The sequence below is a fragment of the Yoonia sp. KMU-150 genome (assembly GCF_056858355.1).
Map to the genome: position 1 here is coordinate 184,028 of NZ_JBXEQF010000002.1, position 15,732 is coordinate 199,759.

The following is a 15,732-nucleotide window of genomic DNA, read 5'->3' on the forward strand; positions in this document are numbered from 1 at the left end:
TCAGCGCCCCCCTTTCTCGTCTTGATACATCGACCACAGGAAGTAGACGATGAAGCCCAGCATGATGAAGAACAGCACCACGGCGATGGCCGCGCCATAGCCCATGCGGAAGCCGAATTCGGACAGCGATTCCTCGAACATATAGAACGACAGCACGCGGGTGGAGCCGAACGGACCACCGTTGGTCATCACGCTGATCAGGTCGAACGACCGCAACGCGCCGATGATCGTCACCACGAAGGCGATGAAGGTTGCGGGCTTGAGTTGCGGCAGGATGACGTACCACAGCATCCGCCAGCCCTTTGCCCCGTCAAGGCGCGCGGCCTCGACCTGTTCGGGGTCCACGGCGTTGAGGCCGGTGAGGTAGAGGATCATGCAGTAGGCGGTCTGCGGCCAGAGGCCCGCGGCGATGATACCGTAGGTGGCCAGCGTCGGATCGCCCAGGATGTTCACCGGGCCGGTCCCGAACACGGCGAGAATCGCGTTCAGCAAACCCTCGCGCGGCAGGTAGAACCAGGAAAACACGAGGCCGACGACGACCTGCGAAATCACGAAGGGGAAGAAGAACAGCGACTTGTAAAGCCGGATGCCCCGCACCGTCTGGTTCAGGAACAGCGAGATGAACAGCCCCAGCGGGATCGCCAGCAAATAGAGGATCAGCCACTTGAGGTTGTTCCAGAAAGAGGTGTTGAACTTGCGGTCGTCGAACAGCAGGCGTTCATAGTTGGCGGTGCCGACCCATGTCGCCTCTCCCAGACCGTCCCACTGGTGGAACGAGATCCAGAACGACTGCCCGATGGGGATGATGACGTAAACGGCGAAGAACAGCATCGCGGGGGCGAGGAACAGCCACGGCGTGATCGCGATCTCGTTGCGCTTGTACCAGCCGCGTTGATTGCCGTCGGGCGGCAGGGCTGCTGCGGGTGCGGTGGTCATGGGTGTTCCCTCCCCGGGTGGTTCAACACATGCGAAAACCGGCGTGGCGGCTTGCGGATGGGTTGGGGCCTTGGGCAAGGGGGCGAACCGCTGTGGCCCGCCCCTATCATGATGGCTTACTGGTAGATGCGCTGACGTGCGTCTTCCAGGCGGGCCAGAATGTCGTCCAGGTTGTCCGGGAACACCATGAACTCCTGCAGGCCTTCCATGCCGACCGACGCCATTTCGGCGGGGAAGTCACGGTCGAAGAACTGTGCGACACCGCCGGTGGCGTTGGTGCTCAGCATTTCGAATCCCTGCTCCAGGAATTCGTCCGCGTCCACGCTCGATTCGGCGTTCACGGGCAGCTGACCCAAGGCATCGCCGGAGTTGATGCGGGTCTGCACGTCAGCGGATGTGACGAACTGCAGGAACGCACGGGCGTTGTCCTTGTTTTCCGCACCCGACGGGATGTGGAACGTGTCGGTCGGTGCGTCTTCGCCCATCGGATGATCGTTGATCATCGGGAACTGGTAGAAGTCGATCTGATCGTCGGTCAGGCCCGCGTCACGCATCGGTGCCACGGCGAAGTTGCCGATCAGGTAGGCTGTCGCCTCGCCGTCGGTCATGAAGTTCAGTGCTTCCTGCCAGCTGTAGGACTGGTGATCGGGGATATAGGCACCCATGTCGATCAGCTTGCGCCAGTTGGCGAAGGTCTCACGCACGCGGTCGTCGGTCCACTCGACCTCGCCACGGGCGAGCTGCATGTGGAAGTCGAAACCGTTGGTCCGCATGTTCATGTAGTCGAACCAGCCGCCGGCAGTCCAAAGGAACTTTGTGCCGATGGCATAGCAGGAACGACCGCTCTCGATGATCTTCTCGCAGTTCGCGATTTCCTGCTCGAAGGTTTCAGGCTCTTCAAGACCCAGCTCGTTGAAGATGTCTTCGCGGTAGTAGATGCCCCACTGGTAGTAGGTATAGGGCACGCCCCACTGCTTGCCGTCGAGGGTCATCGCGCCCTTGATGCTGTCCAGACCGGGCAGATCGCCGTTCGCGTACATGTCAGAGATGTCTTCGAACAGGCCGGCCTCGACATACGGGCCCATGCGGTTGGCCGCATACCAGTTCACGACGTCCGGCGGGTTGGCGCCCAGTGCGTTGCGGATCTGTGTTTTCCAGGCCTCACGGTCGACGATGGTCAGCTCGATGTTGAGGTCGGGGTGCATTTCCCCGAATTCCGCGACAAGCCCTTCCATGACGGCCCGGGGTGCGGGGTTCGACATATCGGATGTGATTTTCAGATCGCCCGACAGCGCGTGCGCGTCTGCCTGTGCAGAGGTTGCCGCGATGGCAGCCGCCGCCAACGCCGCGAACGACGTTTTGAGAATGGAATGCATGGTGTCCTCCCTGGTGCTTCCATAGTGGTCCAAGTCGCAAACTCTGATTCCGCAATGGTCTCATTATTTGAAACTTGGTTTTGGATATTGATACTAAACCGCGAACAGGCTAGCCTTGTCAACAGTGCAGCACAGGTGCGGTGGAGGAGAAACCGCAATTCTGGGGCAGCGCGCGGGAGGACGAAAATGGGACGGGTGACCGGTGACGGCACAGTCGGAAAGGCACTTGAGGTGCTGGAGCAGGTGGCGGCTTTCGGGCGGCCCGTACGGTTCCGCGAGGTGTTGGCCGAATCGGACTATCCCAAGCCCACGCTTTACCGTTTCATGCAGACGCTGACCTCTCAGGGAATGTTGTCCTACGACCCCGACCGGCAGACCTATGCGCCCGGTGTGCGGCTGGTACGGCTGGCCCATGCGGCGTGGTCGGTCTCGTCACTTGCGCCCATCGCGCGCCCGCATATCGACGCGCTGAGCGCCAAGGTCGGCGAAACCGTACATCTGGCACAGATGGATAACGGGCAGGTCCTTTATATCGACAAGCGCAATGCGCAGCAGCCCATCGAGATGTACAGCCAGGCCGGTAAGGTTGGCCCGGCCTATTGTACCGGCGTGGGCAAGGCGATGCTGGCCTTCATGGATGCCGAACAGCGCGACGATCTGATCGCGCAGCAGTCGTTTCATATCTTCACCGACAAGACCTTGCCCGATGCCAACGCCCTGCACGCCGAACTGGCCGATATCCGCGCCAATGGCTACGGCTTCGATCGCGAGGAGCACGAGCCGGGAATCATCTGCGTCGCGATGCCGATTCTGTCGGCGACCGACCGGGTGCTGGGCGCGATTTCGGTGACCAGCTCCACGCAACGCACGCGGCTCGCCAGTCTGGAGGCCTATGTGCCGCTGCTGGAAGAAACCGTCACGAAAATTTCACGGGATGCCCAGAACTGGAGTTTTCCCGACTATGCCAATCAACACGCAGCAAACACGGGGATCTGACGCATGGCAGGTGTAACACTGAACAAGGTGATCAAGCGCTACGGCGATGTGCAGGTGATCCACGGGATCGACCTTGAAATCGCGGATGGTGAATTCTGCGTTTTCGTCGGCCCGTCGGGATGCGGCAAGTCCACGTTGCTGCGCATGGTCGCGGGGCTGGAGGAAACGACCGAGGGCAGCATGTTCATCGGCGACCGCGACGTGACCCGCATGGACCCGTCGGAACGCGGCGTGGCGATGGTGTTCCAGACCTACGCGCTTTACCCGCACATGACGGTCAAGGACAACATGGGCTTCGGCCTGAAGATGAACAAATTCCCCAAGGCCGAGATCGAGGCGAAAGTGGCCGAGGCGACGCGCATCCTCAAGCTGGAGGAATACCTCGACCGCAAGCCCGCCGCCCTGTCGGGCGGTCAGCGTCAGCGTGTGTCCATTGGCCGGGCCATCGTGCGCGGGCCGGAGGTGTTCCTGTTCGACGAGCCGCTGTCAAACCTCGACGCCGAACTGCGGGTCGAGATGCGGGTGGAGATCGCCCGTCTGCACAAGGAAATCGGCGCCACGATGATCTACGTGACCCACGATCAGGTCGAGGCGATGACGCTGGCCGACAAGATCGTGGTGCTGCGCAAGGGCGTGATCGAACAGGTTGGCGCGCCGATGGACCTTTACCGTGATCCCGACAACCGCTTTGTGGCGGGTTTCATCGGATCGCCCGCGATGAACTTCATGAAAGGCACCGTCGGCAACGGAGAAGTACAAGTGCCGAATCTGGGTCAGTCGATCACCACCGCGATCGCCCCGGCCTACAAGGGCCACGAGGTGATCTGCGGGTTGCGGCCCGAGCACCTGAGCATCGACCCCGCAGGTGATGCGCTGACTGTCGATCTGGTGGAAAGCCTCGGCGGTGTGTCCTTCGCCTATCTGTCCGGTGCGACCGGTGAAAAGATGGTGGTGGAAGAGCGTGGTGACGACCGGGTGAGCGAGGGCCAGAAGGTCGGCGTGACCTTCGACCCAGCGCGGCTTTACCTTTTCGATGCCAAGACCGAGCAGCGCATCCGTAGCTGATGTTCACTGTTTCCAGCGATGATCTGAGGGGCGGGCCGCGCGATGCGTCCGGCCCCGGCTGGTCGTCGCTGCGGATGCTGGTGCGGTCGGACGGCATGGGCTATTCGCTGAACGACACCGTCGTGGCGGCGGGCGCGCGGATGGTCCTGGAATACAAGCACCATCTGGAAGCCTGTTTCTGCATATCGGGGGCGGGCACCGTCACCGATCTGGCGACTGGCACTGTGCACGATATCCGTCCCGGTGTGCTGTATGCGTTGGACCGGCATGACCGGCACGAACTTTGCGTGACGAGCGCCGAGGACATGCGCCTGATCTCGATCTTCACCCCCGCGCTGGAAGGCGACGAGGTCCACGGCCCAGACGGCAGCTATGCCGCACCCGCAGGTGATCCTGCATAGGGTGGGGTCTCACTCACCAACCAACGCGTGCAATGGACAGGGCGAAATCTCGGCTAGTCACCGCCCGCCCTTTTGATGTCAGATTCCTGTCGCCGCCCTACCCCCCGGTTGTGGGGGATACTAGAGATCGCGTCGTTCCGCGTATCCTGCGCGCATCGTTTGCTGTATCGGGGGAGATGGAACGATGAAATATCTGATGACCTTGGCGCTGTGCGCGGCCACGGGGCAGGCGGCGCAGGCGCAGACTTGCCGCTATGCTACTGCACCTGCGTCCTGTGACATGGCGGGTGCGGTCGCGCCCGATTTCTGGGCCGGGACATGGCAGGCGCTGGCCGGGCCGCAACGCATGACGATCATGGGCCGCACGGTCAACGGCCCGCCCGAGGACCTAGGCTTCGCCGGGGTCACCACGTCACAGGACGGCGGACTGTTTCTTGCGGTGGCCGGCACCGTGATCAACGGCCAGCAGACCGGCTTCTCGGGACGCATCACATCCGTCGACGGCCAGGGCCGGATGCTGTTCTGGGACGAGGACCTGCGCCAGGGGCTGCCGCAGCCTGGCCTATCGGATATCGAGCTGGTGCTGCCGTGTCAGATCGCGGACCTGCCGCAGTGGTCCTCCACCGTACTGTCCGACGACGGCTATCAGATGCAGTTCGACATGGTCGCGATCTCTCACAGCCTGATCCAGGGCAACCTGTTTTTCGACGGGGTGGTGGATGGCACGCCGATCGTTCTGGAACGGCGGGTGAACCTGACGCGCGAAGGCTGGCCGACGGAGGCGGAAGGTGTGGTCTGGGCGACCGGGGACGCGGCGCAGTGCGAAAGCATCTGTACCGAGGAAAGTTTCCGGTGTCTTGACTGGGACGGCGGATAGGTGGCGGTAGAGGCCTGTCCGACCGCCTCTACCGCTTGCCGTAATACAGCCCCACGACATGCTCGGCCTGCGCGAAGAACAGCCAGCGCAGTGCGAGAACGCCCGCGATGTGGCTCAGCACCGCGATGGCCGCGGAGACGTGGCTGAACGGCAGCATCAGAAACACCACCGGTAGCACGAAACCGAAGGCCATGGCAATGATGCGCAGTTGGCTGGCGTGCTTTCGCCCGACCACATGCACGAATTCGCGCAGCAGATAGTTGGTGCCGGTGTGCGGCGGCTCGAACGCGCGAACGGTGCCGATATTGCCCAGGCCGGTCGCGCTCGCCATATCTGTGCCGGAGGCGGCAAACCGGCCATCGCCGGTGAGCCAGGCGTAGGCCTGCAACGCGCCCGCGATGAACAGCAGGACCACGGCCACGACGATCTGCCCCGCCAGCAGCGCGCCGCCGCCGATGGAGAGCGCCAGAAACAACGCGGGTGTGGACCAGTGATGCCAGCGCGGCACGGTCTTCATCTGGGTATAGATCATCGCGGTGGTAAAGACGGTCGCCACCGCGCCCACCGCGCCCAGCCAGCCGAGCGGCACCCAGCGACTGCCGAAAAACACCAGCCCCGCGCCGTAGATCGCCATGATGAGCAGTGTCGCCACGGCGGCGATGCCCTCGCGTGACAGCCAGCTTGTGCGCCATTGCGTGACGGCCTTCCACGCCCGTTCCGGGTGGCCAAGGTGGAAGGTGGAGGCGATCAGCCCGCCGACCGACAGCAGATAGGCCAGCGTGAACCAGATAAAGGCGGCCCAGCCGGTCGGCACGATGGCACCGAGGCCCAGCCAGAACAGCAGGCCGAAGCCGAGGCCGGAAAACGTGGTGAAGATGATGACGGATGGTGCGGGATGCATTATTTCGCTCCTCCGGGCAGGGCGGACAGGGCCTTGTCAAGCCAGCCGACGAACCCCTTCGCATCCTGCGCGATGGGTTCGAGATAGGGCGACAGCACGTCGAATTCAGGGGCCGCGTCCTTGGGCCGTGGCGGCAGGTACTTGTTGACGGGCTTGGTGCCCTGCTCCGGCATCAGGTCCATGCCGCCGCGCTCGGCGGTCAGGATGCTGACGTTGCTTTCGGGGTCCGCGAAATCGCCGAAATGCCGCGCGCCTGCGGGGCAGGTGCGCACGCAGGCGGGCGTGCGGTCAACCTCGGGCAGGTTTTCGTTGTAGATGCGATCGACGCAGAGGGTGCATTTCTTCATCACGCCTTCATCGGCGTCCATTTCGCGCGCCCCATAGGGGCAGGCCCATGCACACAGACCGCAGCCGATGCAATCGCTTTCGTTCACCAGCACGATCCCATCCTCAACCCGCTTGTAGCTGGCCCCGGTGGGGCAGACGGTGACGCAGGGCGCGTCCTCGCAATGCAGACAGGATTTGGGGAAGTGGATGAGTTGGGCGGCGGGCTGCGTGCCGTCCTTGAGGCTGGGCGGCTGCACTTCGTAGGAGTGTACGCGGTTCAGGAACGTGCCCGTCGGTTTGGCCCCGTACGGGTCCTGATCGGACAGCGGCGCACCGTAGTTCTCGGTATTCCAGCCCTTGCAGGAAATCACGCAGGCATGGCAGCCGACACAGGTGTCGAGGTCGATCACGAGGCCGAGCTTTTTCTGGGTGGAGGATGGCAGGGTGGTCATAACGGACCTCCAGTCAGGTTGTTAGTGCGGGATGCCTGCGGCGCGAGTATTTCGGGCAAGATAATACGCATTGTCATTCTCCCACCTTCCACGCGAGTTCGTCGGGTCCTTGGCCGACGGGGGATTTGATCGGCGGCAGGACGGGGTAGGCCTCGTTCGGGACTTTCGATTTCTCGATCTTCACCCGCAGATCGAACCATGCGGCCTGCCCGGTCACGGGATCGGAGTTGTTCCAGCGCAGCCCGTCGCCCTTTGGCGGCAGCAACTCGTGGATCAGGTGGTTGAGCAGGAAACCCTTCGTGGCTTCCGGCGCATCGCGGTCGAGCGCCCATGCCCCCTTGCGCTTGCCGATGGCGTTCCATGTCCAGACGGTGTTTGCGTTCAGGCTAGCCTGATGCGCGACCGGCACGACGATCTCGCCGTGTGCGGAGGTGACCCGCGCCCAGTCGCCGTCTTCGAAGCCGTTGGCCTCCCATATCTTGGTCGGAACATAGAGCGGGTTGTGTCCGTGGATTTGCCGGAGCCACGCGTTCTGCGTGCCCCAGGAATGGTACATCGCCATGGGGCGCTGGGTCAGCGCGTGGATCGGGTATTTCACGGGGTCGACATGGCCGTCCTCGAAGGGCGCATACCATGTCGGTAGAGGGTCCATCGTGAGTTTCAGCCGCTCGCGCAGGTGTTCGGGCGGCTGGCGGGTGCCGATGCCCTCGGCGGCCAATTGGAACTTGCGCAACGGTTCGACATAAAGCTGGAAGATGTAGGGCTGCACGGCGTCGTAAAAGCCCATCTTCACTGCCCAGTCCTGATAGGCCGTATTGAAGGGTTTGTAATAGGCGCAGTCTTCCGGCACGTGTTCGATCCAGAAACCGCCGTTCTTGATGTAGCTGTCGATCTGGCCTTCGTTGGGCGCGCCGCGCCCGTGGGTCAGGCCGGTGTCGCCCGTGCGCCAACCCGCAAGCGGGCCGATGCCGGGGCGGCGGATGTGGTGGGTGATGTAGTCGGCGTAATCCGCGTATTTCTGGCTGCCGTCGTCGTTGACGAAACCGGGCATGTTCAGCCGCGCGCCGAGGTCACACAGCACCGATTGGAAGCCGCGCACGTCACGGTCGGGTTTCACGACAGGCCAGCGGATCGCGTCGGCCACAGCATCGGCCTCGCAGATCGGGCGGTCGAGCAGCGAAATGCAGTCGTGCCGTTCCAGATAGGTCGTGTCGGGCAGGATCAGGTCGGCGTAGGCAACCATTTCCGATGAGTAGGCGTCGGAATAGATGATGTTGGGGATAATGTAATCGCCGTTTTCATCCGTATCCGTCAGCATCTTGATGACGCCGCCGGTGTTCATCGAAGAATTCCACGACATATTCGCCATATACATGAACAGCGTGTCGATCTTGTAGGGCGTCCCGGCGTGGGCGTTGGAAATGACCATGTGCATCAGCCCATGGGCCGACATCGGGTTTTCCCAGCTATAGGCCTTGTCGATCCGCTTGGGCTGGTCGTTTTCGTCCAGAAGCAGGTCTTCGGGGCCTTGCACGTAGCCCAGATGCGGGCCGTCCAGCGGTGCGCCGGGGGTCACCTTGCCGTGCGGTTTGGGGTGCGCTGTCGCGGGCTTGGGATAGGGCGGTTTGAAACGCATCCCGCCGGGGGTTTCGACGGTGCCGAGGATGATCTGCAAGGTGTGCAGCGCACGGCAGGTCTGGAACCCGTTGGAATGGGCGGAAATCCCGCGCATCGCGTGGAACGACACCGGACGGCCGATCATTTTGTCATGCGTCTTGCCACGGAAGTCCGTCCATTGGCGGTCGAGGCTGATTTCCTCGTCGAACGCCACGCGGGCCAGTTCGGCGGCCATCTTGCGGATCTGCGCGGCGGGGATGCCGGTGCGCTCCGCCACATTCTCCGGCGCATAATCGTCGGACAGGTATTTCTCGGCCATGTGGTGAAACACGGGGCGGTGGGTGATGCCCTTGTCGCGGATCGTGCCGGACAGATCAGGCTCGACCCCATGGCCATTCCACGGTGCGGGCTTGCCAGTGCGGCGGTCGATCACCAACGGCTGTCCGTCCTCGTCGCGCAGGAACAGGCCGAACTGATCGGACTTGGGGTCTTCGTTTAGCAGGACGGAGGCGTTGGTGAACCGGGCGAGGTAGTCCAGATCGACGCGCCCCGCCTTCATCAGGCAGTGGATCATCGACAGGATATACAGCCCGTCGGTGCCCGGTGTGATGCCGACCCATTCGTCGGCCACCGCGTTGTAGCCGGTGCGGATCGGGTTCACGCCGACGATCTTGGCCCCCTTTGCCTTGGCGCGGCCAATGCCCATCTTGATCGGGTTGCTGTCGTGGTCTTCGGCCACGCCGAAGATCATTACCATCTTCGTCAGGTCCCAGTCGGGTTGCCCGAATTCCCAGAACGCGCCGCCCATCGTGTAGATGCCACCGGCGGCCATGTTCACCGAACAGAACCCGCCGTGGGCGGCGAAATTCGGCGTGCCATAGGCCTGCGCCCAGAAGCCGGTGAAACTTTGCGATTGATCGCGCCCGGTAAAGAACGCCAGCTTTTCGGGTGCGGTTTCGCGGATCGGTTTCAGCAGACCGGTGGCGATCTCAAGCGCCTCGTCCCACGAGATCTCCTCGAACTCGCCCGATCCGCGCGGGCCGGTGCGCTTCATCGGCGCGCGCAGGCGGGAAGGCGCGTTGTGCTGCATGATCCCCGCGCTCCCTTTGGCGCAGAGCACGCCCTGGTTGACCGGGTGATCGCGGTTGCCCTCGATATAGGCGACCTTGCCGCCCTTAATATGCACGTTGATCCCGCAGCGGCAGGCGCACATATAGCAGGTGGTCTTGCGCACCTCGTCTGACACCTTGGGCGATGTATTCAGGTCGGGTTGATGATGCGTCATCGGCTCACCTTTCAGGTAACGGCTGTCCGGATGATGCCGATGGCCGCCAGGCCGATCAGCAACGTCAGGCAGAAGGGACGGTAGTAGGGTTCATAGCGTGGCGTGAAAAGCAATTGGCCCAGCAGCACGCCGATCATGGCAGGCACGGCCAGCGCCAGCCCGCGCCAGACGGCGGTCATGTCCATCACACCGAACCAGACGAGGTAGATCATCGAGGTGAAGGACGAGATGAACAGGAACAGGACAAGGGCTGCGCGCATCTTGCGGGCGGGGGCATTCTGGCTCAGCACGTAAAGGGCCACGACCATGCCGCCGACAGAGGCGAGGCCCGTGGCGATCCCGGCGGTCAGGCCGGACAGGTAGAGGCCCGGTTTCGTGGCCAGAAACGCGAGCCTGATTTTGGCGAGCTGCGTGGCGGACAGCACGATGATGATCCCCAGCGCGATCAGTTTCGAAGTCTCAACCGCGAGGGCCTGCGTCAGCATGAGGCCGAAAGGCACACCGATGGACGAGCCCACGAAAAGGCCGAAGACGACGCCGCGATCCGCCTCGCGCCACCCACCCCGGGCCATCAGGACAGAGGCCGACATTTCCAGCCACCAGCAGATCGGGATCAGTTCGACAGGCGGCAGCAGATAGACGGCGGAGGCCATCACGAGGGCAGAGAGGGCAAAGCCGGAAAAGCCGCGCACGAGGCCCGCCCCGAACGCGATCGCGCAAAGGATCGCGAAATCCACAGCAGAGACGTCGATCGCTGAGAGCAGGCTGTCCACGGTTATGACGCCTCCATCACGGAAAGCGCGTCGCGGGCGATGGCTTTTTCCTCGTCGGCGGGGATCACGTGCACCGGGACGTCGCCGAAGCACGAAAGGTGGTCCATGATCCGGTCACGGATCGGTTCTGCGTTCTCGCCGATGCCGCCGGTGAAGGCCACGGCGTCCACGCCGCCCATCGCGACGATGGCGCTGCCTGCATGGCGCGCGGCCCAGTAGCAGAAATGATCGACGGCAAATCTTGCGGCGGCGTCGTCACGCTCCAGCAGGGCTTTCATGTTGTTGTCGCCCGCCAGCGCCTTGAGACCGGAGTTCTTGTTCAGCATCCGGTCGGTCTCGTCCTCGCCCAGAGCAGCGGACAGGCGCAGCACCGCTGCACCGTCGATATCGCCCGAGCGGGTGCCCATGGTCAGGCCCGACAACGGGGAATAGCCCATCGAAGTGGCGATGGATTTGCCGTCGCGGATCGCGCAAAGCGACGCACCGTTGCCGAGGTGCAGGGCGAGCAGACGGTGCGGCAGGTCGGGCCCGAATTCGGCGACCATGTTGGCATAGGACAGTCCGTGAAACCCGTAGCGGCGGATGCCCGCATCATGCTGTGTTTGCGGAATGGCGTAGCGGGTGGCGACGTCCGGGTTGGTGGCGTGGAAGGCCGTGCCGAAAGAGCAATATTGCGGCAAGTCCGGCGCGGCTTCTTGCAGCGCAAGAATTGCGGCGAGGTTGTTGGGGTTGTGCAGCGGGGCCAGCGGGATGCACGCCTCTATCGCGCTGATGACGGCGGGGGTCACGCTCGCGGGCTGCGTCAGGATCGTGCCGCCGTGGACCACGCGATGTGCGGCAGCGGTCAGGCTTTGCGGCGTGATGCCTTTGCCGGCCAGCGCTTTCATCATCTGCGACAGGGCGTCGGCATGGTTGGCGGTGGTGATGTCTTGCGCGGTGTCGTTCAGTTTCAGCACACCCGCGCCGCCGATTTCGGTGACGGCGCCGGTGTGGAGCGAGTTGAGATCGCGGTCGAACACTTCGATCTTGAGGGACGAGGACCCGGCGTTGAGGACGAGGATCATTGCGGTGTCCTCCGGTTCGTCAGAGGGCAGTGCCCGACCGCGGGTGGGAAGCGAAGCGCCCGCCCATGGGGGCGGTCGGGCGCTGCCCGGCGGTGCCGGGCAAGACCTGGATCGGTGCGCATCACTTCGGCAACCCGCAGCGGATCGCGGCCAGCGCTGCGGACGCCATGCGGGCGGCGGCGGGATCGGCGCGGCTGGTCAGCAGGATCGGCACCTTTGCCCCTGTCACCAGACCGGCCGCACAACCGCCGCCGACATAGACCAGTGCCTTGAACAGCGCGTTGCCCGCCACGATGTCGGGCACGATGATCGCGTCGGCTTGCCCCGCCACGGGGTTATCCGTCAGCTTTTTCGTGCGCACCGCGTCCATCGACAGGATCAGGTCGAGCGCCAGCGGGCCCGACACATCCGCATCCTTCACGTTCTCGGCGGCCCAATCGGCCAGCGCGCGTGCGTCCATCGAAGATGGCACCGCTTCGATCGGGGTTTCGGTAGCGGAGAGAATCGCGATTTTGGGGCGCGCATTGCCAAGCCGTTGCAGCAGGTCGGTGACCTCCTGAATGGCGACCTGCCGGGTTTCGAGATTCGGCGCGACGTTCACCGCGGCATCGGAGATCAGCATCGGTTTGCAGCCGTCGGGGTGGCTGATGTGGAAAATATGCACGAAACGCTTGCCGGTGCGCAGGCCGCTGTCGCGGGCGACGGCTGCCTTCATGAAAACATCCGTGTGCAACTGGCCTTTCATCAGCACGTCGGCCGCGCCTTCACCACACAGGCGGGCGGCGGTCATGCCCGCCTCCTCTTCGCCCGTGGTGTCGTGCAGGGCATAGCCGGAGATGTCCCAATTCAGCTTGTCCGCCTCGGCGCGGATCACATCCGCCTCGCCCACGAAGACGGGTACCATGATGCCCGCCTTGGTCGCATCCTCCGCCGCTTCCATCGGCAAGGGCGCCGCGGCGCGGGCAATCGCCACGCGGGGCGGCGCGAACGTCTGGGCCAGGTCGATCAGGTTGGGCGGGCAGACCGCTTCGCGGGACGATACAAATGGGGATGTCATGGCAACCTCATAGAAATGCACGGATCAGGCCCAGCACCGACAGGGCCAGGAGCAGCATGACTGCAAACCGGCGGAATGTCGTGGGGGAGGCGGATAAAAATTGCCGTCCGCCCAGAAAAACGCCCAGCGCCAGCAGTGGCAGCGCCAGCGCGGCACCCTTCACCGTTTCCATGGTGACCAGTCCGCCGTGCCACATCAGCGGCATGGTAATCAGGTCCAGCCCGGTCAGATAGACGATCATCGTGGCGCGAAACACTGGCGCGGCGATGGGCTGCGCCGTCAGGAACGCCGCGACCGGCAGGCCGCCGATCCCCGCCGCGTTGCACAGACCCGAGACCATGCCGACGCCGGTAAAGCCCGGCAGCGGAATCGCCCGTGTGATGGTCCAGCCGGACAGCAGGATCAGCGACATCACCAGCACGATGGATGAAACAGCCAGCCGCGCCGAACCCTCGCCCACCGACAGGATGAACGTGACCGACAGGGGCAACACGATAGCAGCCCCCAGCAGCAACGCGCCGACGCGCCGCCAGTCGACATGGCCGCGGATGCCGCGCGCCTGCAGGGCTGTCATCAGGATTTCGCACGCGAAGACCACCGGGATAAGCGGAAGCGGATTGGTTATCAGGGCGGCAAAGGCGATGAAGATCGCCGAAAAGCCGAACCCCGAATAGCCCCGCACATAGGCGGCCCCAAGCAAGGCAAATGCAAGGGCCGCAGTCTGCGCGAGGCCAAGGTCGAATGGCACCGATTACTCGGCCGCCATATCGGTCTTGGACACACCGGCCACGCGCACGGGCTTTTTCATCGCGTCGCGGCGGAACGGCTCACCCAGTTCCTGGTTCAGGATCACCTCGATCAGGGTGGTCTTGCCGTTTTCCATCTGGTCGGTAATCGCCTGTTTCAGCGCGGCGGTGACCTCTTCCATGGTTTTGGCCTGCACCCCGATCAGCCCGCAGGCTTGCGCGATCCCGGCATAGGACACTTTCATGTCCAGTTCCGTGCCGACGAAGTTGTCGTCGAACCAAAGTGTGCTGTTCCGCTTTTCCGCACCCCACTGGTAGTTGCGGAACACGATCTGCGTCACGGCAGGCCATTCGTCGCGGCCAATCGCGGTCAATTCGTTCACCGCGATGCCGAACGCACCGTCACCGGCAAAGCCGATCACAGGCACGTCGGGCTGGCCGATCTTGGCGCCCACGATAGAGGGCAGGCCATAGCCGCAGGGGCCGAACAGGCCGGGAGCCAGATACTTGCGGCCATCGGGGAAAGACGGATAGGCGTTGCCGATGGCGCAGTTGTTGCCGATGTCGGATGAGATGATCGCGTTTTCCGGCATTGCGGACTGGATCGCGCGCCAGGCCTGACGCGGCGACATCCAGTCGGGGCGGGCCTGACGGGCACGCTCGTTCCAGCTGGTGCCGGGATCGTCGTCCTCGTGATCCATCGAGGTCAGTTCCTGCGCCCAGGCGGATTTCGTCTTGGCGATCAGATTCTTGCGGTCGTCGCGGCCTGCGTCGCCTGCGTCATCGGACAGATTGGCGAGGATGCCTTTGGCCGCTTTCGCGGCATCGGCGATGATACCCACGGTGACCTTTTTGGTCAGGCCGATGCGGTCGGGGTTGATGTCGACCTGAATGATCTTGGCATCCTTGGGCCAATAGTCGATGCCATAGCCGGGCAGGGTCGAGAACGGGTTCAGCCGGGTGCCGAGCGCCAGCACCACGTCGGCCTTGGAGATCAGCTCCATACCCGCCTTGCTGCCGTTATAGCCCAGCGGCCCGGCGAACAGCGGGTGGCTGCCGGGGAAGGCGTCGTTGTGCTGGTAGCCCACGCAAACGGGCGCATCCAGACGTTCGGCCAGCGCCTTCGATGCTTCGATTCCGCCTTCGGCCAGCACCACGCCCGCACCGTTCAGGATGACGGGAAACTTCGCGTTGGACAGCATCTCGGCGGCCTTTGCGATGGCGGTCTCGCCGCCGGAGGGGCGCTCGAAATCGACGATCATCGGCAATTCGATGTCGATCACCTGGGTCCAGAAATCGCGCGGGATGTTGATCTGCGCGGGGCCGGAGGCACGCTTGGCCTGCATGATCACCCGGTTCAGGGTTTCGGCGATGCGCGATGGATCACGCACCTCTTCCTGATAGGCGACGCAATCGGCGAACAGGTTCATCTGCTCCATTTCCTGGAACCCGCCCTGACCGATGGTCTTGTTGGCGGCCTGCGGCGTGACCAGCAGGCAGGGTGTGTGGTTCCAGTAGGCGGTTTTCACGGCGGTCACGAAGTTGGTGATGCCGGGGCCGTTCTGGGCGATCATCATCGACATTTCACCGGTGGCGCGGGTGTAGCCGTCGGCCATCATACCGGCGGAGCCTTCGTGCGCGCAGTCCCAGAAGGTAATGCCCGCAGTGGGGAAAATGTCGGAAATCGGCATCATGGCCGAGCCGATAATGCCGAAAGCATGCTTGATGCCGTGCATCTGCAGTGTTTTGACGAAGGCTTCTTCGGTGGTCATTTTCATCTTAGGGTTCCCTCCAGAACGAAACGGATGGCGCAGACGTCGCCATGATATATCGGCGGACCCTAGGGCCAGCCATTCAGG

General features: G+C 63.5%; 14 protein-coding genes. 4 read left to right on the forward strand and 10 right to left on the reverse strand.

Translation table 11 applies throughout. From position 1 onward, the window contains the following. Nucleotides 1–936, reverse strand: a complete 936-nt coding sequence (locus tag AC04PH_RS13670) for a carbohydrate ABC transporter permease (RefSeq protein ID WP_483066373.1) — start codon at nucleotides 934–936, stop codon at nucleotides 1–3. Between the two features lie 116 nt (nucleotides 937–1,052). Beyond that, nucleotides 1,053–2,312, reverse strand: a complete 1,260-nt coding sequence (locus tag AC04PH_RS13675) for an ABC transporter substrate-binding protein (protein ID WP_483066374.1) — start codon at nucleotides 2,310–2,312, stop codon at nucleotides 1,053–1,055. A gap of 186 nt (nucleotides 2,313–2,498) precedes the next feature. Between AC04PH_RS13675 and AC04PH_RS13680 the strand changes: the two genes are divergently transcribed. The 4 genes from AC04PH_RS13680 to AC04PH_RS13695 all read left to right on the forward strand — a co-directional run bounded on the left by AC04PH_RS13680 (nucleotide 2,499) and on the right by AC04PH_RS13695 (nucleotide 5,651). Continuing rightward, on the forward strand, nucleotides 2,499–3,308 hold the full coding sequence (locus AC04PH_RS13680) for an IclR family transcriptional regulator (protein WP_483066375.1): 810 nt from the start codon (nucleotides 2,499–2,501) through the stop codon (nucleotides 3,306–3,308). A gap of 3 nt (nucleotides 3,309–3,311) precedes the next feature. Then, the gene (locus tag AC04PH_RS13685) at nucleotides 3,312–4,373 is read left to right on the forward strand and encodes an ABC transporter ATP-binding protein (RefSeq protein WP_483066376.1); all 1,062 of its coding nucleotides are present in this window, start codon (nucleotides 3,312–3,314) and stop codon (nucleotides 4,371–4,373) included. After that, nucleotides 4,373–4,774 (forward strand): ectoine synthase, encoded by a 402-nt coding sequence (locus AC04PH_RS13690; protein WP_483066377.1) that lies wholly within the window; start codon nucleotides 4,373–4,375, stop codon nucleotides 4,772–4,774. The genes AC04PH_RS13685 and AC04PH_RS13690 overlap by 1 nt, the downstream gene beginning before the upstream one ends. A gap of 184 nt (nucleotides 4,775–4,958) precedes the next feature. Beyond that, nucleotides 4,959–5,651, forward strand: coding sequence for a hypothetical protein (locus tag AC04PH_RS13695; protein ID WP_483066378.1), 693 nt, complete (start codon nucleotides 4,959–4,961; stop codon nucleotides 5,649–5,651). Nucleotides 5,652–5,679: 28 nt separating this feature from the next. On the opposite strand, the gene AC04PH_RS13700 is transcribed toward AC04PH_RS13695, so the two are convergent. The 8 genes from AC04PH_RS13700 to xsc form a co-directional block, all read right to left on the reverse strand. Then, a complete protein-coding gene (locus AC04PH_RS13700; RefSeq protein WP_483066379.1) occupies nucleotides 5,680–6,552 on the reverse strand; it encodes a dimethyl sulfoxide reductase anchor subunit family protein in 873 nt (290 codons plus the stop codon). Continuing rightward, entirely contained in the window at nucleotides 6,552–7,331 is a 780-nt protein-coding gene (locus AC04PH_RS13705; RefSeq protein ID WP_483066380.1) for a 4Fe-4S dicluster domain-containing protein, read from the reverse strand. Before AC04PH_RS13705 ends, AC04PH_RS13700 begins: the two co-directional genes overlap by 1 nt. A 73-nt stretch (nucleotides 7,332–7,404) precedes the next feature. Beyond that, nucleotides 7,405–10,233, reverse strand: a complete 2,829-nt coding sequence (locus AC04PH_RS13710) for a molybdopterin oxidoreductase family protein (protein ID WP_483066381.1) — start codon at nucleotides 10,231–10,233, stop codon at nucleotides 7,405–7,407. Between the two features lie 11 nt (nucleotides 10,234–10,244). Beyond that, nucleotides 10,245–11,006: a TSUP family transporter gene (locus AC04PH_RS13715; protein WP_483066382.1), complete on the reverse strand. Its 762-nt coding sequence runs from the start codon at nucleotides 11,004–11,006 to the stop codon at nucleotides 10,245–10,247. A gap of 2 nt (nucleotides 11,007–11,008) precedes the next feature. Beyond that, a complete protein-coding gene (locus AC04PH_RS13720) occupies nucleotides 11,009–12,070 on the reverse strand; it encodes an acetate/propionate family kinase (RefSeq protein WP_483066383.1) in 1,062 nt (353 codons plus the stop codon). 121 nt (nucleotides 12,071–12,191) lie between these two features. After that, nucleotides 12,192–13,127 carry a phosphate acyltransferase gene (locus AC04PH_RS13725; RefSeq protein WP_483066384.1) on the reverse strand — a complete coding sequence of 312 codons (936 nt, stop codon included), beginning with the start codon at nucleotides 13,125–13,127 and terminating at the stop codon, nucleotides 12,192–12,194. A 7-nt stretch (nucleotides 13,128–13,134) separates the two neighbouring features. Beyond that, nucleotides 13,135–13,875: a TSUP family transporter gene (locus AC04PH_RS13730; protein WP_483066385.1), complete on the reverse strand. Its 741-nt coding sequence runs from the start codon at nucleotides 13,873–13,875 to the stop codon at nucleotides 13,135–13,137. 3 nt (nucleotides 13,876–13,878) lie between these two features. After that, nucleotides 13,879–15,651 (reverse strand): sulfoacetaldehyde acetyltransferase, encoded by a 1,773-nt coding sequence (xsc, locus tag AC04PH_RS13735; RefSeq protein ID WP_483066386.1) that lies wholly within the window; start codon nucleotides 15,649–15,651, stop codon nucleotides 13,879–13,881. Nucleotides 15,652–15,732: the final 81 nt, after the last annotated feature.